The organism is Kibdelosporangium banguiense (genome assembly GCF_017876405.1).
Lineage (GTDB): Bacteria > Actinomycetota > Actinomycetes > Mycobacteriales > Pseudonocardiaceae > Kibdelosporangium > Kibdelosporangium banguiense.
On record NZ_JAGINW010000001.1, the window covers coordinates 11,554,631 to 11,575,305 of the forward strand.

20 protein-coding genes and 1 pseudogene are annotated in these 20,675 nt (G+C 66.4%); 6 read left to right on the top strand and 15 right to left on the bottom strand.

What is annotated here, in order from left to right:
* Positions 1-20: 20 nt before the first annotated feature.
* Positions 21-539 (bottom strand): flavoprotein, encoded by a 519-nt coding sequence (locus JOF56_RS51655; RefSeq protein ID WP_209648999.1) that lies wholly within the window; start codon positions 537-539, stop codon positions 21-23.
* Positions 536-886: a PLDc N-terminal domain-containing protein gene (locus JOF56_RS51660; protein ID WP_209646771.1), complete on the bottom strand. Its 351-nt coding sequence runs from the start codon at positions 884-886 to the stop codon at positions 536-538. Before JOF56_RS51660 ends, JOF56_RS51655 begins: the two co-directional genes overlap by 4 nt.
* Positions 887-1,017: 131 nt before the next feature.
* Here JOF56_RS51660 and JOF56_RS51665 point away from each other — a divergent pair, with 131 nt between their 5' ends.
* On the top strand, positions 1,018-1,431 hold the full coding sequence (locus tag JOF56_RS51665; RefSeq protein WP_209646772.1) for a DUF3574 domain-containing protein: 414 nt from the start codon (positions 1,018-1,020) through the stop codon (positions 1,429-1,431).
* 113 nt (positions 1,432-1,544) lie between these two features.
* On the opposite strand, the gene JOF56_RS51670 is transcribed toward JOF56_RS51665, so the two are convergent.
* Positions 1,545-1,706, bottom strand: coding sequence for a DUF397 domain-containing protein (locus JOF56_RS51670; RefSeq protein ID WP_209646773.1), 162 nt, complete (start codon positions 1,704-1,706; stop codon positions 1,545-1,547).
* Positions 1,707-1,709: 3 nt separating this feature from the next.
* Positions 1,710-2,686, bottom strand: a pseudogene (locus JOF56_RS61055) (helix-turn-helix domain-containing protein).
* 177 nt (positions 2,687-2,863) lie between these two features.
* Here JOF56_RS61055 and JOF56_RS51680 point away from each other — a divergent pair.
* Positions 2,864-3,160, top strand: coding sequence for a hypothetical protein (locus tag JOF56_RS51680; RefSeq protein WP_209646775.1), 297 nt, complete (start codon positions 2,864-2,866; stop codon positions 3,158-3,160).
* A 68-nt stretch (positions 3,161-3,228) separates the two neighbouring features.
* On the opposite strand, the gene JOF56_RS51685 is transcribed toward JOF56_RS51680, so the two are convergent.
* The 5 genes from JOF56_RS51685 to JOF56_RS51705 form a co-directional block, all read right to left on the bottom strand.
* Entirely contained in the window at positions 3,229-4,647 is a 1,419-nt protein-coding gene (locus JOF56_RS51685) for an RsmB/NOP family class I SAM-dependent RNA methyltransferase (protein ID WP_245378771.1), read from the bottom strand.
* Entirely contained in the window at positions 4,644-5,573 is a 930-nt protein-coding gene (fmt, locus tag JOF56_RS51690; RefSeq protein ID WP_209646776.1) for a methionyl-tRNA formyltransferase, read from the bottom strand. Before fmt ends, JOF56_RS51685 begins: the two co-directional genes overlap by 4 nt.
* 2 nt (positions 5,574-5,575) lie before the next feature.
* A complete protein-coding gene (def, locus tag JOF56_RS51695) occupies positions 5,576-6,121 on the bottom strand; it encodes a peptide deformylase (protein WP_209646777.1) in 546 nt (181 codons plus the stop codon).
* 89 nt (positions 6,122-6,210) lie between these two features.
* Positions 6,211-7,686 carry a glycoside hydrolase family 28 protein gene (locus tag JOF56_RS51700; RefSeq protein ID WP_209646778.1) on the bottom strand — a complete coding sequence of 492 codons (1,476 nt, stop codon included), beginning with the start codon at positions 7,684-7,686 and terminating at the stop codon, positions 6,211-6,213.
* Between the two features lie 62 nt (positions 7,687-7,748).
* Positions 7,749-8,642, bottom strand: a complete 894-nt coding sequence (locus JOF56_RS51705; protein ID WP_209646779.1) for an MBL fold metallo-hydrolase — start codon at positions 8,640-8,642, stop codon at positions 7,749-7,751.
* Positions 8,643-8,724: 82 nt separating this feature from the next.
* On the opposite strand from JOF56_RS51705, the gene JOF56_RS51710 reads away from it, so the two are divergent.
* The gene (locus tag JOF56_RS51710; protein WP_209646780.1) at positions 8,725-9,582 is read left to right on the top strand and encodes a LysR family transcriptional regulator; all 858 of its coding nucleotides are present in this window, start codon (positions 8,725-8,727) and stop codon (positions 9,580-9,582) included.
* Here the strand turns inward: JOF56_RS51710 and JOF56_RS51715 are convergent.
* On the bottom strand, positions 9,564-10,034 hold the full coding sequence (locus JOF56_RS51715; RefSeq protein ID WP_307855662.1) for a GNAT family N-acetyltransferase: 471 nt from the start codon (positions 10,032-10,034) through the stop codon (positions 9,564-9,566). The two genes, JOF56_RS51710 and JOF56_RS51715, sit on opposite strands and share 19 nt — an antisense overlap.
* Before the next feature lie 64 nt (positions 10,035-10,098).
* On the opposite strand from JOF56_RS51715, the gene JOF56_RS51720 reads away from it, so the two are divergent.
* Positions 10,099-10,686, top strand: coding sequence for a TetR/AcrR family transcriptional regulator (locus JOF56_RS51720; protein ID WP_209646781.1), 588 nt, complete (start codon positions 10,099-10,101; stop codon positions 10,684-10,686).
* Between the two features lie 145 nt (positions 10,687-10,831).
* A complete protein-coding gene (locus JOF56_RS51725) occupies positions 10,832-11,761 on the top strand; it encodes a hypothetical protein (RefSeq protein ID WP_209646782.1) in 930 nt (309 codons plus the stop codon).
* Positions 11,762-11,811: 50 nt separating this feature from the next.
* Here JOF56_RS51725 and ggt read toward each other — a convergent pair whose 3' ends face one another.
* Genes ggt through JOF56_RS51750 form a run of 5 tightly spaced genes read right to left on the bottom strand, consistent with a single transcriptional unit; the run spans position 11,812 to position 18,948 of the window.
* Positions 11,812-13,614 carry a gamma-glutamyltransferase gene (gene ggt, locus JOF56_RS51730; protein ID WP_372448339.1) on the bottom strand — a complete coding sequence of 601 codons (1,803 nt, stop codon included), beginning with the start codon at positions 13,612-13,614 and terminating at the stop codon, positions 11,812-11,814.
* A gap of 42 nt (positions 13,615-13,656) precedes the next feature.
* Positions 13,657-14,988 carry an aldehyde dehydrogenase family protein gene (locus JOF56_RS51735; protein ID WP_209646784.1) on the bottom strand — a complete coding sequence of 444 codons (1,332 nt, stop codon included), beginning with the start codon at positions 14,986-14,988 and terminating at the stop codon, positions 13,657-13,659.
* Entirely contained in the window at positions 14,985-16,586 is a 1,602-nt protein-coding gene (locus JOF56_RS51740) for a thiamine pyrophosphate-binding protein (protein WP_209646785.1), read from the bottom strand. Before JOF56_RS51740 ends, JOF56_RS51735 begins: the two co-directional genes overlap by 4 nt.
* Positions 16,583-17,521, bottom strand: coding sequence for an agmatinase (speB, locus tag JOF56_RS51745; RefSeq protein ID WP_209646786.1), 939 nt, complete (start codon positions 17,519-17,521; stop codon positions 16,583-16,585). Before speB ends, JOF56_RS51740 begins: the two co-directional genes overlap by 4 nt.
* Positions 17,518-18,948 (bottom strand): sodium:solute symporter family protein, encoded by a 1,431-nt coding sequence (locus tag JOF56_RS51750; protein ID WP_209646787.1) that lies wholly within the window; start codon positions 18,946-18,948, stop codon positions 17,518-17,520. The genes speB and JOF56_RS51750 overlap by 4 nt, the downstream gene beginning before the upstream one ends.
* A 124-nt stretch (positions 18,949-19,072) precedes the next feature.
* On the opposite strand from JOF56_RS51750, the gene JOF56_RS51755 reads away from it, so the two are divergent.
* The gene (locus tag JOF56_RS51755) at positions 19,073-20,590 is read left to right on the top strand and encodes a PucR family transcriptional regulator (RefSeq protein WP_209646788.1); all 1,518 of its coding nucleotides are present in this window, start codon (positions 19,073-19,075) and stop codon (positions 20,588-20,590) included.
* The last annotated feature ends 85 nt before the right edge of the window (positions 20,591-20,675 follow it).

The window sequence follows — 20,675 nt, forward strand, 5'->3', positions numbered from 1 at the left end:
CTGCAGACACGTCCTGAAGTCTATGGTTCGGGCGTGGTGGGCACGTGCAGGGCGTCCAGCGCGCCAGTCCACGGTTGGTCAGGCATGATCCGCCGGACGATCACGCCCACGCTCGCCAGCGTCTCCAGATGCCGTGGCCACGCCGGATGCCTGGCCTGCTGCTCACTCAACTGCGGGCAGACCACAACCCGGACCGTGGGGTCACCGACCACCTCGCACAGCGCGGTGAGCGCCTGATTGTCGGCAAGGCCCAGCGCGAGTTTGGCGGTGGATCCCGCACTGGCCGGGGCGAACAGGAACGCCTCCGGGTCCGGGTGCGGGCGTGGTTCCCCGGGCAGCCTCGACGTGCTGCGAACCGGCAGATCAGTCAGCGCGGCAACGCGGTCGAACTCGCCGGACGCCTTCAGCCAACGCTCTGCCGTCGGCGTCAAGGTCACGGCGAGACGCCAGCCGCGCTCGACTGCCGGCTTGGCGATCTCGTCATAAAGGCGCTGGTCGACGCCGAAACACGCGGCGGCGACCAGCCCCAGGACACCTATGACTCTTCCCTTGGCTTCGCGGCCTTGCGCTGCTGCTCGGCCCGTTCACGGCACTTACGCAGGAACTCGGCGTCGTCCTCCGGGCTCTGCGCGACATGACGGCCGGGCCGCTCGTACTCCGGGAACCGGCTCCGCGGCCCCTGATAGGGACCGCCGACCCGCTCCGGCCGCCCGGCGACCAGCCACAGGATGGAGCCGATCAGCGGCAGCAGCAGGACGATCAGCAACCAGCCCATCTTGGGCAGATTGCGGGTCGTGCCGTCGACTGTGGTGATCACGTCGACCAGACAGAAGATCCAGAGTCCCATGACGATCAGGCCGAAGGCCCCGCCTGCGAAAAACGGCATCGCGTACCCCACCCCAGGTTGATTTCGCGGGCGACCAGTGTGCCACCACTGCCCGACCGGGCAGATCCCAGGGTCCGGACATTGCTCGAAACAACAGGACAGAGCCATGACGTGGGCGTTTGAATAACGCCATGACGACACGACGTACCGCGATCGCAGGCATAGTGGCCGCCCTGATGCTGGGCGCGAGCGCGGCCTCCACCGCTGCTCCTGTGGCTGTTGAGCAGACGCCTGGGGACTCCTACAAGCGCACCGAGCTGTTCTTCGGCGGCAGCCGCCCGGACGGCACGGTGATCACCCCCGCCCAGTTCGAACTGTTCCTGGACAAGGAAGTCACCCCCGCGTTCCCCGACGGCCTGACCTGGCTGGAGGCCCACGGCCAGTGGATGGGTGGCAAGGAGAACTCCTACCAGCTGATCCTGCTGTACCCGTACACAAACCGGAAAGCCAACAAGGACATCGAGGAAATCCGGACCGACTACAAGCGACAGTTCCAGCAGCAATCAGTACTGCGCGCCGACAGCGTCGAACGCGTCTCCTTCTAACGCGCAGTTCGCGTGCCCCCAAAGTGGCTTTCGGGGCATAAAGGTGTGCCCCCAATGCCACATTGGGGGCATCGCATGTCCCCAATGTGGCATTGGGGACATACACACGCCAGCTACTGGTCGAACTTGCCGCCCTTGACGGCCTCCACCAGGGCACGCACATCAACGACCAGCATCGCGGCAGGCTGCTTCGAATCGCGCACAGCAGTGAGAGTGCCCGCTAACTCGACACAGTTGCCCTCATTGCCGGACCGCGACGACTTACGCCACTCCATCACTCAACCCTCTCGTTCTCTGACGATCGCTCGTAGGATATCCCTGCTTTCACGGGCTGAAAGGGCGATTCGGTCCAGCTCATCACTGATGCGCGAGTAGTAGGCCACCTCCCCCTGCGACAGGTATACGCCCCTGCCTCTCACGAGTTCGATGTAGGTGACCGCATCGGCCTGAGGGAACTCGATCAGCAGGAACGAATGCAGCATGGCTGAGTGCGCCGCACGTTCCGGATACTCGTGTTCACGGCACTCGCCATGACATGCAGGTGTTGAAGCTGCTCCGTGAACTCGTTCTCAGTCCCAAACCGGGTATGCAACGCCGCCGCACCAATGTATCCGGTGTACCTCACACGCCGGAGTGCTTGCTGGCGTTGAAATCTGGCCATCCATCGGACTTCGACATCCTGTGGCGCACCGCCCGCTTGGAGCATGTAGCCACGCGCATAGCCGTGAGTCTGCATGAGGCCGGGGACCAAGAGCGGTGACCAGTCGGTCAGCCGATCAGCTTCCGCTTCGTAGCTCGCCAGAGTGCCGAAGTCTGGCGACACACCAGGCAGCGGCGCATCCCACCACCCCGGCTGCATGTTGTTCTTGGCCTTCGCGACCATCTCATCCCGCTGGGCCACCGGCACTTTGTACGCGACCAGGATCGCCATGACCTCCTCACTGGTCACATGACGTTTGCCGGTCTCGATCCGGCTGTATGTGGCAGGCGACCACTGCAGAAGCTCCGCGGCGTCCTCCAGCTTCAGATCGGTCTGCGTTTTGCGAATCGCCCGGAGCTGAGCACCGATCGCACGGTCACGGGGATGCGACACGGAGGGCCCTCCACTTTCAGCGCTCGTAAGCGCTAGCCAATTTTCTGGCGCGAGTCTACTTTCACAGCGAACTGCTCGCAGAGTTTCGGAGCGCGACATGACTTGCCGTTGGACCTGGAAGACCCGGGCAGGGCACCGGACTGCGCACGCGTTCGCGCACATCGACCTGGCTGCCGGCTTCCCTGTGCTCGAACCGATGGGCTGCACACAGCGGTTCAAAGTGGACCGACTGACCGAAGTCGAGCGGGGTCACAGGTTCCGATGCCCTGGCTGCCTGGCCGCGACTGGATCCCGGGCGCGGCGCCGAATCTGACTACCACCTTCTACTGGAGTACCACCATGACCCACACGACAGACACATCACTTGACGACGCCGATTTCCCCGCACTGGTCGCGGAAATGGTCGCCGACCAGGCGCCCCGCGTGTTCGCGGTTGTCCTGGAGTACGGCGAACAGATCGATGCCCAAATCGCCGGATGGGGCATGGCTCTCGACGAGAGCGCCTACGTCACGACGGTCGACGGCCGAACCCAGTACGTGTTGACTGAGCCGGAAAACGCACTCAAGTACTTCCCCAGCCCCGCCAACACGTCCGCATACCTCGTGTGGGCGACTCACCCCGCACAGAGCGCTTGAAGTGTGTCCCCAATGCCACATTGGGGACGTTGGATGCCCCCAATGTGGCATTGGGGGCACAACAAAAGCTAGATCTTGCGGATGAGGGCGCAGTACATGGCGTCGGTGCCGTGCAGGTGGGGCCAGAGCTGTACGTCCGGGCCATTGCCGAGGTCGGGGACGCCGGGGAAGAACTCGCGGGCGTCCAGCTGCTCGGCCTTGGTCCGGCGCACGACGTCGCTGACCACGCCGATTGTCTCCGACAGGTGCGGCGAGCACACGACGTACGCGACCACGCCGCCGACGCGGACCAGGTCCATCGCGGACAGCAGCAACTCGCGCTGCAGCTTGGTGAGGTCGCCGACGTCGGACTGCTGACGCCGCCACCGTGCCTCGGGCCTGCGCCTGAGCGCGCCGAGGCCGGTGCAGGGTGCGTCGACGAGAACCCGGTCGAATGTGCCTGGTTCGAAGTCTGTTTCGCGGCCGTCGCCAATGTGGACGGTCACCGGCTGGCCTTCGGTCGCGTTCTCCACGAGCCTGGCTCGGTGCGGGGCTTTCTCGACCGCGTCCACGGTCGCGCCGGACAGTCCGGCGAGGGCGCCCAGCATTGCGGCTTTGCCGCCTGGGCCTGCGCACAGGTCGAGCCATCGCTCATCGGGGCCGGTCAGTGTGGGGCGGGTGAGGGCGACCGCACAGAGCTGGCTGCCTTCGTCCTGGACTCCGGCGAACCGCTCCCGGACGGGTTCCATGTCTGCTGGGTCGCCGCCGCCCGCTTCCAGGCGTACGCCGTAGGGCGAGTAGGGCGCGACGTCGCCGCCGGTGATCGCGGCGAGCTCTTCGGCTGTGATCTCCCCGGGCCTGGCGACCAGGTGCACGGCCGGGCGTTCGTCGTCGGCCTCGAGTGCGGCTTTCAGGCCGTCGCCCTTGTCTCCCAACGAGTCCGCGAACGCGCGGGCGATCCAGCGCGGGTGGGCCGTCGCCGTGGCAAGGTACCCGATCGGGTCTTCCTCACGGTTGGGCGCCAGCTTGGCGACCCACTCGGCTTCAGTGTGCTCGCCGACCTTACGCAGCACTGCGTTGGCGAATCCGGCAAGCCTCGACCCGACGTCAGCTCGTGCTAGATCCACAGTGGACGACACTGCAGCGTGCGGTGGAATCCTGGTGCGCAGCAACTGATACGCACCCAACCGCAGCACGTCCAGCAGCTGCTTGTCCACCTGCGACAGTGGACGGTCGGAGCACTCGGCGATCACCTGGTCGAGCAGGCCTTGCGCGCGGCATGTCCCGTACGTCAGCTCAGTCGCCAGCGCGGCGTCCCGGCCCTGGATCCGTCGCTCCCGCAACAGGCCCGGCAGCACGAGGTTGGCGTATGCGTCGCGGTCACGTACCGCGCGCAACGTGTCCAACGCCGCGCGGCGGGCTGGATCCTCAGCTGGTGGCCGGGGTGCGGAGGACTCGCGGCGGCGCGGCGGGTGCGCCTGCCGTGGCCGGGACGGTCGGTGCGTCAAGACAATCGTTCCCCTTGCTCGACGCGAGCACCACGTGCCCAGTCGGTTGCAGCCATTCGTTTCTTGCCCTGCGCTTGGACTTCGCCGAGCCGCACGGGCTTGGTCGCGGTGCCCACGAGCACCTGCTTGCGCTCCACCTTGATCTCGCCGGGCGGCAGGGCATCGCCGTCCACGGGCCTGACCGGGCCGAGCTTGAGCCGCTCGCCCCGGACCTCCGCCCACGCGCCTGGGTCCGGCGTCACCGCTCTGACCAGGCGATCCACCACGTGTGCCGGAGCGTTGAAGTCAATGTGCGCGTCCTCGACCGCGATCTTGGACGCGTAGCTCACGCCGTCGGCATGCTGCTGCTCGACCGCGCGCAGCGAGCCGTCCTCGATGCCATCCAAAGTGGACACCATCAGCCCGGCACCGGCCTCGGCCAGCCTGTCCAGCAGCTCACCGGCCGTGTCGGTGTCCTGGATCGGCTCGGTGAGCACGCCGAACACCGGGCCCGCGTCGAGCTCCTTGACGATCCGGAACGTACTCGCGCCGGTGATCTCGTCCCCGGCCCGGATCGCCGCCTGCACCGGGGCCGCCCCACGCCACGCGGGCAGCAGCGAGAAGTGCAGGTTCACCCAGCCGTGGGCCGGAATGTCCAGCGCGATCTGCGGAAGCAAGGCGCCGTACGCCACCACCGGGCAGCAATCCGGCGCGAGCTCGGTCAGCCGGTCCAGGAAGTCCTGGTCCTTGACGCGCTGCGGCGTGAGCACCTCGATGCCGTGCTCGTCGGCCAGCGCGCCGACCGGCGACCGTACGAGATGACGGCCACGACCCGCGGGCGCATCCGGCCTGGTCACAACGGCGACGACCTCGTGGCGGCCGGACTCGATCAACGCCTTGAGCGTGGGTACCGCGGGCGCCGGTGTCCCGGCGAAGACCAGCCGCATCGTCAGAAGCCTCCGAACAGGGCATGCGGGTCCTGCTTGATGGTGGGCACGTTGCCGTCGAACCAGGATGCCTGCCGGATCTCCCGCATGGCCTGCTTGCGCGTCTCGGCGTCCAGCCGGTCGAGGAACAGCACGCCGTCAAGATGGTCCGTCTCGTGCTGGATACAGCGCGCCAGCAGATCGGTGCCCTGCACCTCGATCGGCTCGCCGTACATGTTCCAGCCGGACGCCACGACATTGCGCATCCGGCGTGTCTCCCACTGAAACCCCGGGATGGACAGGCAGCCTTCGTCGCCGTCCTGGCACTCGTCGTCGATGGCGTTCCACGTCGGGTTCACCATATGACCCGCGGACCCGTCACAGTGATACGTGAACACCCGCAGGCTCACGCCCAGCTGCGGCGCCGCGATCCCCGCCCCGCCCTGCGACTCCATGGTGTCCCACAGATCCTGGACGAGCGTGCGGAGCTCCTTGTCGAAATCGACGACCTCGTCCGCGCGCGTACGCAGCACCGGGTCGCCGAAGAGCCTGATCGGTTGGATGGTCACGACGGCTTATTCTACGAACTTGCCTAGTCAGTCGTGCAGCGCGCCCCCACGGCCGGCCACCGGCGGTGACCGGCCGCTCTCCCCTCCGGCTATTGAACTCGCACGCGTGGGGTGCCGCTCGGGGTGGTGGTGCTTCCGGTGACCTGCTGGCCGCTGCTCTTCTGGAACGTCACGTCGTAGCTGCCGGTGCTGCGTTCCATCTTGACGGTGTCGATGCTGACGCCGGTGGTGTCGTTGGCCAGAAACGCCGGGCGGCCGTCGGACTTCGCGAAGGACACCGTGCTGTTGAGGAACTTGATGTTCTTGGCGTGCCGCAGCCAGAAGGCGTAGGAAGGCCGGACGCCGAAGGTGCGGGGCGGGTAGGCGGTCGAATTCTCCGGCGGGACGCGGTTGGCGTCGGACGCCGGGTGACCGCCTGGGAAGTCCAGGTTGAGGCCGTCGAAGGTGACGTTCTCGATCGGTGAGTCGGTCCGGCCGCTGAGTGAGCTGGAGTACTCGTCGTCACCCGCGACGTCCCGCGGGGTGGTCAGGTTGGCGCCGGTGATGTTGGTGAGGGTGATGTTGCGGATCTTGCCGGCCGGCGGGTTGCCCGGGCAGCGCGAGCGCTTGCCGATGTTCATGAAGATCGCCGAGGCCGTCTTGGTGAGTTTGATGTTGTCGTAGGTGATGTTCTCGATGGTGGCGCCGTCCATCGTGACGATGCCGATGCCCGCCTTGCCCGCACCGGTCACGTTGAGGTTCTTGAACGTGATGTTGCGGAAGCTGCCGCACGTCTCCGATCCGAACTGCAGGGCGTTGTTCTCCGCGGACAGCACGGTGGAGTCGCGCACGATGTTGTTCTCGCTCACGAACGTGCGGCCCAGGGCGTAGTCGCTCTTGAAGACCACGGCGTCGTCGCTGGCCTCGATGCGCGAGTTGGAGATCTCGACGTTCGAACTGTTGATGATGTTGAAGGCGTCCCGGTCGTCGGCGGACAGGATCTTGGTGTTGTCCATCCGAACACCGACACAGCCGTTCATCAGGATCGCGAAATGGCCGCCCTGGCGGAACGTGATGTCCTGGAAACTGACGTTCTTGCAGTACTTCAGGCTCAGCGCCTTGTCGGCCACGCCCTGGCCGGGGTCGCCGGTGGTCAGCTTGTTGTCGCCGTCGATGGTCCCCGCGCCGGTGAATGCCACGTTCTCGACGTTCTCGCCGAAGATCAGCGCGTTGTGGAAATGGCTGTGGCCGTAGTCCTGGTACTCGTCCCATTCGTTGGACTCGGCCTTGTCCATCCCGCTGCCCGCGGCGAGCAGCGTCGCGCCCGCGTTGAGGTTGAACGTGATGTTGCTCTTCAGGTGGATGGTGCGCGACCGGTAGCGGCCGGCGGGGAAGTCCACGGTCCCGCCACCGGCCGCACTCGCCGCGTTGATCGCCTTGTCGATCGCGTCGTCGTCATTGGTGCTGCCGTTGCCGACCGCTCCGTACGACTTGACGTTGAACACGGGCGGCGCCGCCGCAGCCGCCGGCGCCGTCAGGCCCGCGGCTATCACGCAGGCCAGAGCCACCGTGCCGAATCTCGCCATTGAGAACTCCTAGTCTCCGAAGTCGACCCAGCGGCGGAATGAAAACGTTTACGAAACAAACACTAAAGGTGACGGTCGGTGGTCGTCAACCGTTCGGAGCACAGACAGCGCACGCCTTTCCCGATCCAATCCCGGCCCTCCCACTCCGGGTGCCGCTCGATCATCAACGCCTCGATCTCCTCGACCATGGTCTGCTCGCTCATCGCCGAATCGCGGCGAGCCCAGGTCTCGTGGCGCAGCAACTCCAGGTAGTCGTGTACGTCCGCAAGCAGTTGCGCGCCACCTACATCGCCGTGGCCGGGCACAACAACCTGCGGAGCATCAGCGGCGAGACGCTGCATCACAGCGAGCCAGCGCACACCTGAAACATCGGTGTCGTACGGCGGGAACCACGGGAAGATCGCGAACTGACCGGTTTCCACCAGATCCCCGGTGAACAGGACGTCCGCGTCGGTCACCTTGACCACCTGGTCACCCCGGCTGTGCGCCCGGCCCGTCGCCTGCAGACGCACCACCCGGCCACCCAGGTCCAAGTCGTAGGCCTCGTCGTAGACGATGTCCGGTTGCACAAACTCGACCCCCTCAAGCTGGCGTGCGACACCTTCGCCGAGGCCCTTGAACATCTCGATGTAGCCCGGCCCCTTCTGCGCCAGGTCATCAGCCTGCGCCTGGTTGACCAGGTACGTCGCCTCACCGGCGAAACTCTGGGCACCCATGGCGTGCTCAGGATGAAAGTGCGTGGTGGTCAGATACAGCTTGCGGCCCTGCGCATAGTCGGCCGCGAACGCCAGCACGGTCTCGGCGTTGCGCGGGCCCATACCCGTATCCACAACCAAAACGGCATGCCGGCCACCGATGACGCCGATGTTCGGGACGAGTTGCACATGCCGGTTCGGGACGACGACCACGTCCTTCGCGACTTCCTGCACGTCCTTGATCTGTACAACTGGTTCCATGGCGCCAGTCCATCGCGGACTGAGCCCGGCAGTCCAAGCCCGATTCGCACGCCCCGATACCGATCCGGTATTTTCGCTGGTGATGGACCTACGCGAGCTTCGGTACTTCGTAGCGGTGGCCGAGGAACTCCACTTCGGCCGGGCCGCCACCCGCCTGCACATGACCCAGCCACCCCTGAGCCGGGCCATCAAACAGCTCGAAACCGACCTCGGATGCGTGCTGTTGCAACGTTCTCCCAGCGGAGTCGCTCTCACCCCAGCCGGGGCATCGCTCTACGACGAGGCCCTCACACTGCTCGCACAGGCCGACCAAGCCCGCACACGCGTGGCCGCCGCAGCAGGCACAGCCACTATCACCATAGGCACCCTTGCCAACAGCGCAGAGGAAGTCGGCACCAGCCTGGCCGCGGCATTCCGGAAACACCATCCCTCAGTGCATGTCCACATCCGAGAGGCAGACCTGACCGATCCCACCATCGGCCTGCGAGCCGGTCTCGTCGACGTGGCCCTGACACGGACTCCGTTTGACACCACAGGAATCACTACACAAGTCCTGCGCACCGACCCGGTCGGTGTGGTCCTCCGAGCCGACGACCCCCTCGCCGGCCGGGAAAGCCTTCGCCTGCAAGACCTCGACGACCGCCCATGGTTCCGATTCCCAGAGGGAACCGACCCGATATGGCAGGCCTACTGGAGCGGCGGCCAACCCCGCGACGGCCTCATCGTCCGGACAGTCCACGAGTGCATTCAAGCTGTTCTCTGGAACGGCACAGTCGGCCTGACAACGCTGGGCCATCCCCTTCCCGAAGGACTCACTGCGGTTGCGTTGGCCGACATGGCACCCAGCTCTTTGGTGGTCGCCTGGACCGGTACCAATCCCGGGCCGCTGATCCACTCGTTCGCCCGCGTCGCCGCCGCCACCTACAGTTCGCGCTCGTAGCAAACCGACAGGACCGAGCCGACGTAGCTGCCGAAAGCAGGGATCTCCCGGTAGCCCTCACGAAGGTAGAAACGCCGGGCATCGGGCTGTTCAGTGCCCGTCTCCAGGCGCACCGTGCGCCATCCCCGCTCGACGGCGGCCGACTCCAGGGCACGCAGCAGGCCGGTCGCCACTCCGCTGCCACGCATCCGTGGCACGACATACATTCGTTTGATCTCCGCAGCGGCAGCATCGAGCCGGCGCAGAGCACCGCAACCGATCGCCTCACCGGTGTCACGATCGACTGCGACAAGGAAGAGATTCACGTCTCCTGCCGACGGCGGCATCCCAGGCTCATGGTCGTCGGTGCCATAGCGAGCGTCGAGCTCGTCACGCTGCTGCCGGCGCATTTCGACACCGGCAGGGTCATCCCAGGGCCGTACCTCGATCATCCACTGCTGCAGTTTCGACACTGTCCACTCCATCCAGCCGTAACATCTGTTACCGTAACAGATGTTACGAGGAAACGAGCCATCCATGTCACGAACAGCCGACCCGTCAGCCCAGCAGGCCCAGCTCTCCCAAGCGGTGTGGGACGTCCTGGCCGGCCAGGGACTCGAGCGACTCACGATCCGCGCGGTCGCCGCAGCGGCAGGCTGCACGACAGGCCTGGTCATGCACCGGTTCCCCAACCGCCGGGCCCTGCTACGGCACGCCCGGCAACTGCTGCACGAGCGAACCCGCGACCGAGTCGAAACCCTCGAAACCGAGTCGGCAAGCCCTCAGACCGCCTTGCGCGCCGTCCTCGCACAAGCCCTGGCACTGGACGCCGAAACCACAGCGGAAGCCATCGTCTGGGTGGGTTTCCTGGCCTCCGCCGTCGGCGACGACGAACTGACCACACTGCACCAGGCCAACAACCAGGCATGGCGGGAACGGATCATCCGGCTTGTCTCGGCAGTCGCACCCCGTTGGCCCAAGGACCGAGTGGCGACAACGGCATACGCCCTGATCGCAATGGTGGAAGGAACGGCCGCACTCGCCTCTACCGACCCGGCCGCCTACCCACCCACCACACAGTTGGCGATGCTCGACACAACCCTCACCGCCTTCGCCTTGTCATAGTCCTCTCGGGAACGCTGATTCCATGGACTGTCAATTACCAACAATTCAAATTCGGCTGACCGGGTGATGAGCCGATCGAGGGCGTAACGATCGTTTACGCGGACGCGAGAAGTCGTTGACTGTTTCTCCGATAGGTGGAGTCGCTGTGGACGACAATGTTCTCGCCAGTCAGGTTGTCCGTTACATCTCCGCAGCCGTGAGCGCTTATGGGTCTGCTGTCATGACTCATCTTGATGACGTCGCTTCCGACGAGGACGTGCAGGCCGGGTTGCGGCTTCTTCGTGATTTGTCGTCCAATCCGGCAGTCGAGGCCGGGATGGTCACTCTCACCTCGTCACATGACGATCCGGACTTCCAGGCCGGCTTGCGTCTCCAGGTCAAAACGGCGCTTCGCGAGGACGCCGGGCTTCCTGTACGGCTTGTCGTCCACCTGCCGGAGAACGACCGCCTGCCCAGCAACGAGGACCGCTCGATAAGCATCGGCGGAAACAACTCCGGGCCGGTTTCATCGGGCGATCAGGCCACGACGTTCCACAATATCACCGCCACCAAGGCACGCTTCAACGTCGACAATTCCGTCAACAAGAGACGTTTCATATTCATCCCGGTCGGATTCTTTGTCAACATCACCGAGAAGGTCACCTCCGCGGCGAGCTCGCACCCTGTCATCGCATCGGTGGTGAGCACCGCGATCATCGCAGGCGGGATCGCCGGTGGAGTGGCCCTTTCGCAGGGCACCGATCCTCTGGAAGGGCAGTGGCAGGACAATCTGGGCAACATCGTCGAGTTTGTTCCCGGCGACGGTGACAACTGGATTCAAAATGTCATCAGCGTGGGCCAGAAGAACACCTGCCCGGCCGGCGGTGCTCGCATCACCGGGTCGGGTGGGCACTACATGGGTGCCGTGCCGTTTTACTCGACAGTCGGCGAACAGTGCCGGGGGTATGTCGGCGATGGAACGATCACCATCGACATACCTCAGGACAGCGTGACCGCGTCGGTAACTGTCAACCCTCCTGCGGGAAACACCTCTCGATGCCTCAGCTGTGGCGCGATCACCTGGACCAAGCAGTGAAAAGTCTGCCCGGCACGCCGAAGCGCACCGGGCAGACTGAGGAGAAATACCTACCAGCGGAACGGGAAAACGACTGCGGCTGAGCCGCCGCCGCGGCGGACTGGTTCGGCGGCAGCCAGCCAGCGACCGTCGGGGAGGCGTTCGACGCCGGTGGCGGCGCCGATTTCCCCTGGGGCGGTGCTGAAGCCCTGGCCGCGGTTCTTCAGTTCGGCGGTTTCAGGTTGGTCCAGGAAGGCCTGTTCGACCTGGGCTGCCGCCGAGTTTCGCTGGGAGGCGCGGGGAGCCGCGATGGCGTCCACAAGGGACTTGCCGCGATCCACCCGGCCGGTGATCACCTGGGCGACTGTGGTGATGATCGAGGCTCCGCCGGGGGAACCGGTGGCGAAGTAGGGCTTTCCGTTGCGCAGCACGATGGTGGGCGCCATGGAGGAGCGGGGGCGCTTGTCGGCGGCGGGGAGGTTGGGGTCGGGCACTCCTGGGAACAGGGGCGCGAAGTTGAAGTCGGTCAGCTCGTTGTTGAGCAGGAAACCCCGGCCTGGCACGACGATTCCGTTGCCGCCTTCGGATTCGATGGTCAGGGTGTAGGCGACCACGTTGCCCCAGGCGTCTGCCGTGGTGAGGTGCGTGGTGTGCTGGCTGCCGATCTCGGCGGCCACACCCTGGCCGGTGGTGGCGCAAGGGGTTGGGTTGCGAGGGTCGCCGGGTGCGACGGGGCTCGTCAGGGCCTTGGCCGGGTTGATGAGGCACGCGCGGGAGTCGGCGAACTTCTGCGACAGCAGCTCGCTGGTCGGCACGTTGCTGAACGCGGGGTCTCCGACCCAGCGGTTGCGGTCCGCGAACGCGAGCCGGGTCGACTCCAGGAAATAGTGCAGATAGTCCGTCTGCGACAGGTTCTTCACGTTGGTCGGCTCGAGGATGTTCAGCGCCTCGCCGACTGTCGTGCCGCCGGACGAGGGCGGGCCCATGCTGTAGATGTCCAGGCCACGGTAGTTCGTCTTGGACGGCTCACGCAGCGGGGCCTCGTAACGGGCCAGATCGGCCTGGGTCAGCTTGCCGGGGCGCACATTCAGTGTTGACGCCGGGTCCTTGGGCGGCTGCTGGACGGTCTGCACGATCTCCTTGCCGATCTGACCGTCGTACAGCGACCTCAGGTTGGTGTTGGCCAACTCCCGGTACGTGTCGGCCATATCGGGGTTACGGAATGTCGTACCCACGGCGGGTGGCTGCCCGCCAGGCAGGTACAGCGCGCGGGTCGACGGGAACGCGGCGAACCGCGCAGCGTTGTTGGCGACCTGGCCACGGAACGTCGCGTCGACCACGAAGCCCGAGCGCGCGAGCTCCTCAGCGGGCTTCATCACGTCCTTGAGCGACTTGCGGCCCCACAGCTGGAGCGCGCGCTCCCACGTCTTGGGCGTGCCAGGCACGCCGACGCTGAGCCCGCTGGTGACGCCTTCGGCGAACGGAAGCGGCGCACCGTTCTCCTGGAACAGTGTTTCGGTCGCGGACATCGGCGTGGTCTCACGACCGTCGATGGTGTGCACCTTGCCGGTCCGGGCCTCGTAGAACACGAAGAAGCCGCCACCGCCGATGCCGTTGGAGAACGGGTCGGTGACACCGAGCGCTGCCGCGGTGGCGACGGCCGCGTCGACCGCGTTGCCGCCTCGGCGCAGCACCGAGATGCCGATCGCGGTGGCGTCCGAGTCGATACTGGCCACGGCGCCGCCGTAGCCGATTGCCTCGGGCACCTTGGGCCTGGTCGGTGTCGCCCCCGACTCCGCACCACTGACGAGCACGGTTGTGACGGTGAGCAACGCGACCAGGGTGGCGGATCTGCGCACGACATGACCTCCCACAGACGGCTGAAGGCCCCACTCTGCCCCCAGCCGCCAATGATCTCAAGCGAACCGGGCCATCACGTGCTTGACGCGCGTGTAGTCGGTCAGCCCGGAGACCGACAAATCCTTGCCGTATCCGGACTGGCCGTACCCGCCATGCGGCATTTCGGACGCCAACGGGCCGTGCGTGTTCACCCACACGCATCCGAAGTCCAGTTCGGTGCTCACGCGAGCGGCCCGAGCCAGATCCCGGGTCCACACCGAGGAAGCCAGGCCCTGTGGCACGCCATTTGCCATGGCCACGCCCTCGTCGTCAGTGGCGAACCGCTGCACGGTGATCACCGGGGCGAAGACCTCCTCCTGGATGATCTCGTCGTCCTGGCGCAGACCGGACACGACAGCCGGGGCAAGGAAGAAGCCCGTCTCGCCGAGCTGTTTCCCTCCACAGTGGACGACAGCGTGCGAAGGAAGACGGTCCAACAGGCCGGTCACGCGCGCCAATTGGGCCGCACTGTTCAACGGTCCAGTGCTCGCCTTGGACACGTGGGCAACCAAAGCCGAAAGGAACGAGTCGTGCACATTCTCCTGCACCAGCACACGACTCGCCGCCGTGCAGTCCTGACCGGCGTTGTAGAACGCGGCTCCGACGATGCCTTCGACAGCTGCGGGCACGTCGACATCGTCGAACACCACGACAGGGGCGTTGCCGCCGAGTTCGAGGTGTGTGCGCTTGAGAGTCTCGGCGGCGGTCCGTGCGACTTCGATACCCGCACGGGTCGAGCCCGTGATCGACACCATCGCCGGAACGGGGTGCGCGACCAGCAGACGGCCGGTGTCGCGGTCGCCGGTCACGACGTTGACCAGACCGGCCGGTGCCAGTGACCCGAGCAGGACTGTGCTGCTCGGCGTGGTGTCCGCGGGCTTCAGGACGACCGTGTTCCCGGCGGCGAGTGCGGGCGCGATCTTCCAGACCGCCATCATCAGCGGGTAGTTCCACGGCGTGATCTGCGCGATCACCCCAAGCGGCTCGTGCCGCACGCTGGACGTGTGGCCGGCCAGGTACTCCCCCGCTGTGGCGCCTTGCAGAGTACGTGCCGCGCCCGCGAAGAACCGGAAAACGTCCGCGGACTGGGGAATCTCCTCCTCCAGGACCACTGCCCGGTCCTTACCGGTCTCCCGGCACTCCAGGTCGGCGAACTCCTCGGCGCGGGCCTCCAGCGCATCCGCGATGGCCAGCAACACGACCTGACGCTCTTGCGGCGTGCTCCGGCGCCAAGCCGCGAACGCCTTGACAGCAGTCTGAACCGCAGCGTCGACTTCGGACTCACGACCGATCGGCGCGGTGCCGGAAACCTCGCCGGTCGCCGGGTTGACCAACTCCAGCACGCTCATTGCTGCTCCAGGTGCGTCGGGGCGAACATCCGCAACAAGGCAGGCAGGACAACGACCTGAGGGCCGTCGCTGCTCAATGCCTTGGCAAGGTCGGCGCGCAGCCGCTCGGGTGACGTGAGTGTCGCGGGAACGCCGAAAGACTCGGCCAACGCGACAAAATCGGGCCGCGCCAGCTCAGTCCCGTTGGCTTCGCCGAACGCGCCGGTCATGTACTCGCGCAGGATGCCGTAACCGCCATCGTCCACGATCAACCAGGTGACCCGCAGGTTGTGCTGACGCGCGGTGGCCAGCTCCGAAATACCATACATCGCACCGCCGTCGCCGGAGACCGCGAGCACGGGTCCGTCCACAGTCGACGCTGCGCCGAGCGCCGCCGGGTAGGCGTACCCGAGGCCGCCGGAACCCTGCGCGGAGTTCATCGCACCGCCTCTGGGATCCCACGCGGACCAGGCCCAGTACGACAGGATCGTCATGTCCCAGAAGCTCGGCGCGTCGTCCGGCAGCGCCTCCCGGACAGCGGCCAGCACATCCCGTTCCAGCTTCAGATCCTGGCTGTCCAGACGTTCCTGGATCTTCGGCAACAGGTCCGGCACGGGTGCCGTGCGCTGCGCAACGCCGGAGACCAAGGCGCGCAATGCCAGTGCGGCATCGGAGTGGATCCCCAGAGCCGGGTGGTTGGACTCGAGTTTGCCGAGATCCGCCTCGATCTGGATCACACGCCCTCGAGGCGCGAACGTGTGGTAGTTGCTCGACAGTTCGCCCAGGCCGGAGCCAACGACCAGCAGTATGTCGGCGTCCTGCAGTACCTCGGTGGTGTGCCAGTCCTCCACCCACGATTGCAATGAAAGCGGGTGCTGCCAGGCAAACGCGCCTCGTCCACCGAATGTCGTGACCACCGGGGTGCCAAGTTTCTCAGCCAGTGCAAGCAGTTCCTGCTCAGCGCCGCCCCGTACCACTCCCCCGCCGGCCAGCACGACCGGCCGGGACGCCTCGGACAACAGTCGGCACGCCTCGGCGATCAGTTCCGGACGCGGCACGAGCGCGCGTGGCTCTCCGGACAATTCCGTCACAGCTGGGATGTCAGTGTCTGCCAGCAGGATGTCCTGCGGGATCTCCAGCCACACCGGCCCGGTTGGCGCGCAAGCAGCGATCTGCCAGGCCTCGGCGATCGCGGACGGGATCTGCGAAGCGGACCGCACTACTCGCGTGTGCTTCACGATGTCCCGGAAACTGGCCCGCTGATCAGGTAGTTCATGCAGGAATCCACGCCGTGCGCCGCCCAGCCCGGCCGACGGGATCTGGCTGCTGATGCCGAACACCGGCACCGATGCCGCCACTGCCTCCTGCAACCCGGCAAGCGTTTGCAGAGCGCCAGGCCCGGTCGACACGAACAGCGGAGTCACGCTCCTGGTCATCCGCGCGTACCCGTCGGCCGCGAAAGCCGCGTTCACCTCGGTCCGGCTGCCCACGTACCGCAGCGAAGACCGGCGCAACGCGTCGAACAACCCCAGCGCGTGCTGCCCAGGTAGCCCGAACACAGTCTGCGCGCCCAGTGCGGTCAAGGATTCGACGACCAGGTCGCCGCCAGTACGGCTCATTGCTTCACACCCATGGCAAGCAGTGTGACCAAGTCGTACGCAACGTGCGACGCGGCAACGGAAGTCATGTCCGCATGGTCGTACGCGGGCGCCACTTCGACCACATCGGCGGAAACCAGGTTCGTGCCCGCCAGGCCTCGCAGGATCTCCAGCAGTTCACGGCTGGTCATACCGCCCGCCTCGGGCGTGCCGGTTCCCGGTGCGTGCGCGGGGTCGAGCACGTCGATGTCGACCGACACGTACAGCGGGCGGTCGCCGATCCGGTCCCGCAGCGCCTCGATCACCTCGTCGACCCCACGCCGCATGACGTCGGCCGACGTGACAACGCCGAAGCCCAGCCGCTTGTCCTCGGACAGATCCGCCTTGCCGTACAGCGGCCCACGAGTGCCCACATGCGACAGTGCGGACGTGTCCAGGATGCCTTCCTCGACCGCACGTCGGAACGGCGTCCCATGGGTGTACGGCTCGCCGAAGTAGGTGTCCCAGGTGTCCAGATGCGCGTCGAAGTGCAGCAACGCCACCGGCCCGTGCTTGGCTGCCACGGCACGCAGCAAGGGCAGGGCGATCGTGTGGTCGCCGCCGATCGTCACCAGCCGCGTATCGGTGTCCAGCAGACCTGTGGCCTGCTCCTGGATCTCGGTGATCGCCTTGCCGATGTTGAACGGATTGCACACGATGTCGCCCGCGTCCACCACCTGCGCCGACTCGAACGGCGAGTAGTCCAGCCCTGGGTGGTACGGCCGCAGCAACCTGCTCGCCTCGCGCACCGCAGCAGGCGCGAACCGGGCGCCCGGGCGGTAGGAAACACCGGTGTCGAACGGGACTCCCACCACCGCGATGTCGGCCGAGATCACCTGGTCCAGCCTGGGCAGCCGGGCAAAAGTCGCCGGCCCGGCGAACCGCGGCACCACAGAGCTGTCAGTCGGGCCGATCACGCGGGTACCCCTTCCTTGACTTCCTTGGTCCTTGATTCCCAGTGTTCAAGCACGGCCGCGTCGGTCGGCGGCGTGAGCAGGCTGACCACGACGTAGGCCACGAGGCTGACACCGAGGCCGTAGTAGATGACCTCGTTGGCCTCCAGCCCGGCGGTGAACATCACGATGACCACGGTGATCGCGCCGGAGACCATCGATGCCAGCGCGCCCTGCCGGTTGCCGCGTTTCCAGATCATGCCGCCGACAATCGCCACCAGCAGCCCGCCGACCAGCAGGTTGTACGCGACCGTCAGCGCGGCGATCACGCCTTCGATCAGCACGGCGAGCACGATCGCGACGATCCCCAGCACGAGCGTGAACATGCGGTTGGAGTGCACGTTGTCCTTGGCTGTGGCGGCACGACGCGTCAGCCTGGGCCAGATGTCGTTCGCGGCAACGGTCGAGGCAGCGATCAACGCACCGCTGGACGTGGACATCAATGCCGCCAAGGCTGCCGCGAGCACCAACCCACGCACACCGGTCGGCAGCAAGCCCTCCACCGCGGTGGCGAAGGCGTCGTCCTTGCTGGCCAAGGCCGGGTACAGCGCCTTGGTCGCCATCCCGATCAACGCGCCGGCGAAGGCGTAGATCACGCAGTAGAGGCCCGAGGTGATCCCGCCCCAGGTGGCCACGGCGGGCGTGCGAGCGGTGAACACGCGCTGCCAGATGTCCTGTCCGATCAGCAGTCCGAGGGTGTAGATCACCAGGTAGGTCACGATCGTCTCGCCGCCGATCGAGGTGAAGTCGAAGAAACTCGCGTCCAGCCGCTCCCGCATTCCCTCGAAACCACCGGCCTTGATCACCGCGAACGGCAGCAGCAGGATCAGGATGCCGACGGTCTTGACCACGAACTGGACGATGTCGGTCATCGAAATCGACCACATACCACCGAGAACCGAGTACAGCACGACGATTCCACCGGCGAGCAGAATGCTGGCCCAGCGGTCGAAGCCGAACAGCACGTGGAAGATCGTCGACGACGCGCCCAGCGAAGTGACGGTCAACATCAGCGCGTACCCCCACATCACCGTGCCGGACACCGCCGCGGAATTCCCGCCATAGCGGACATCCAGCATCTCGGAGACGGTGTACACCTTCAGCCGGGAGATCCGCCGCGCGTACGCCGCCGAAAGCAGCAGAATCCCCAGGCCGATGGCGAGAACCAGCCAGGCTCCGGAGATCCCGAACTTGTAGCCGAGGCCGACGCCGCCGACCGTGGACGCCCCGCCGAGCACAATGGCCGACATCGTGCCCGAGTACATCAACCCGCCGAGCCGCCTGCCGGCGACCAGATATTCGCTCTTGGTGGTGGCGCGGCGCATTCCCCACCACCCCATCGCGACCATGCCGAGGAGGTAGGCGACAATCACCGTGTAGTCGAGGACCATGCTGTTCTCCGGTGCCTGGAGTGACGTTCCGATTACCGTAGAGACCCAGGCCTGGTCCATTCAGTGGTTGTTCTGCACAATCTCGGCCACCACCATTGGATGAAATGGCCCAGGGAGGCGCGCCATGGTGCTCAGGACGATTCCGCTGCGTGCGGTGACCGGCCGGGCGGAGCTCGGGCTGGAGGTCCGGGCCGGGAAATCCGAGCTGGACCGGCCGATCTGCTGGGCACACGTCAGCGAGCTGCGCGACCCCGTGCCCTACCTGCTCGGCCAGGAGCTGCTGCTGACCGCGGGGGTGAACTTCCCCAAGACTCCCGCGGAGATCGACGCCTACGTGGAAAGCCTGGTCGACGCCGGTGTGAGCGCGTTGGGCTTCGGCGTCACGCCGGTGTACGACGCTGTCCCGAAAGAGCTCGTCAAGGCGTGCCGCGACCGCGGCCTGCCGCTGCTGGCGGTCCCGGAGCGGACGCCGTTCCTGGCCGTCAGCCAGGCTGTCGGCAACGCGCTCGCCGAAGCCCAGAACGCCGAACTGCGGGTCATCGCCGACAGCCAGCGCGCCCTGACACGCGCCGCCGCCCGGCCCCGGCCGACCGAGACGACGGTTCGCGCGCTGGCCACATCGCTGACCGGGTGGGCGATGCTGCTCGACTCCGAGGGCGCCGTCGTGACCCGATCCGGCCTCGCGCCCGAGCCGTCCGAAGATCTTCGAGCGCTGGCAGGCAAGCTGCGCGGCGGTTCCGGTCCCCGCAGCGCGAGCACGCACGTCGGCGACGATCACGCGGTGTTGCACCCGGTTGAGCCGTCTTCGGTTCTCATCGTGGGACGCAGCCGTGCTTTCAGCGTCGGGGACCGTGCCGTCGTCGCGATGGCGCTGGCGATGCTCGGCCTGCTGCGGCGTGAAGTCGACTCGTCGCGCGGGTACGCGTCCCGGCTCGCCGCGCGGCTGCTGCTGGCCGCGGGTTCGGCCGCGGAGTCCACTGGGGACCTACTGGCCGCCTTGCTGGACAACCGGGCAGGCCAGGATTACCGCGTACTTGCCGGAGTCGACGTGCGGCGGCGGCCACGGGTCAGCCCGGACGGCGACTTCGCGCAGCTCGTGCAACTTCTGGGCACGCCGTTGGTGGATCTGACCGGCGGCAGCTTCCGCGCGATCGTCGCCGCACGGTCGGCTCCTGGGCATGCGGCGCTGGACGCTCTCCACAAACGCGGGTGGCTCATCGGGATGAGCGGCGTGACGTCGGTCGGCGATCTGCGCTCAGCAGAGCGGGAAGCAGTCGCGCTACGGCGCCGCGCGGCCGCGAGCGGCCAGCCAGTCAGCGCCGACGACGAATCCGGGAGCGTCACATCGTTGGTCGACCCTGCTCAGGCCCGTGCCTACGCCCGGCGTACCCTCGCGCCGCTCACCGAGATCAAGTCACCCGGGGCGACGCATCTTGTTGAGACACTTCGGGTCTGGCTGGCCAACCACGGCAACTGGGACCGCAGTGCGGCCATGCTCCAGGTGCACCGCAACTCGGTGCGGCACCGGATCGGCCAGATCGAACGGGCCCTGCACGTCGACCTGTCCCAGGTTCAGCCCCGGATGGATCTCTGGTACGCGGTGAACTGGCTGCCGCCGGACTGGCCGGCCGGCGCCGACTGACCGCGTGTTCCACGTACTCGGGAAAACGATTTCTGAATGAAATGCGCCGATATTCGGCCACGCCGGCATCGGACGACCGGATTAG

Bases quoted from the DNA above. Each gene is read 5' to 3' on its own strand.
- JOF56_RS51755 (WP_209646788.1), top strand. From the start codon at position 19,073: ATGGTGCTCAGGACGATTCCGCTGCGTGCGGTGACCGGCCGGGCGGAG.
- JOF56_RS51665 (WP_209646772.1), top strand. From the start codon at position 1,018: ATGACGACACGACGTACCGCGATCGCAGGCATAGTGGCCGCCCTGATG.
- JOF56_RS51660 (WP_209646771.1), bottom strand. From the start codon at position 886: ATGCCGTTTTTCGCAGGCGGGGCCTTCGGCCTGATCGTCATGGGACTC.
- JOF56_RS51720 (WP_209646781.1), top strand. From the start codon at position 10,099: ATGTCACGAACAGCCGACCCGTCAGCCCAGCAGGCCCAGCTCTCCCAA.
- JOF56_RS51705 (WP_209646779.1), bottom strand. From the start codon at position 8,642: ATGGAACCAGTTGTACAGATCAAGGACGTGCAGGAAGTCGCGAAGGAC.
- JOF56_RS51700 (WP_209646778.1), bottom strand. From the start codon at position 7,686: ATGGCGAGATTCGGCACGGTGGCTCTGGCCTGCGTGATAGCCGCGGGC.
- JOF56_RS51680 (WP_209646775.1), top strand. From the start codon at position 2,864: ATGACCCACACGACAGACACATCACTTGACGACGCCGATTTCCCCGCA.
- JOF56_RS51735 (WP_209646784.1), bottom strand. From the start codon at position 14,988: ATGAGCGTGCTGGAGTTGGTCAACCCGGCGACCGGCGAGGTTTCCGGC.
- fmt (WP_209646776.1), bottom strand. From the start codon at position 5,573: ATGCGGCTGGTCTTCGCCGGGACACCGGCGCCCGCGGTACCCACGCTC.
- JOF56_RS51740 (WP_209646785.1), bottom strand. From the start codon at position 16,586: ATGAGCCGTACTGGCGGCGACCTGGTCGTCGAATCCTTGACCGCACTG.
- JOF56_RS51750 (WP_209646787.1), bottom strand. From the start codon at position 18,948: ATGGTCCTCGACTACACGGTGATTGTCGCCTACCTCCTCGGCATGGTC.
- JOF56_RS51710 (WP_209646780.1), top strand. From the start codon at position 8,725: ATGGACCTACGCGAGCTTCGGTACTTCGTAGCGGTGGCCGAGGAACTC.
- JOF56_RS51670 (WP_209646773.1), bottom strand. From the start codon at position 1,706: ATGGAGTGGCGTAAGTCGTCGCGGTCCGGCAATGAGGGCAACTGTGTC.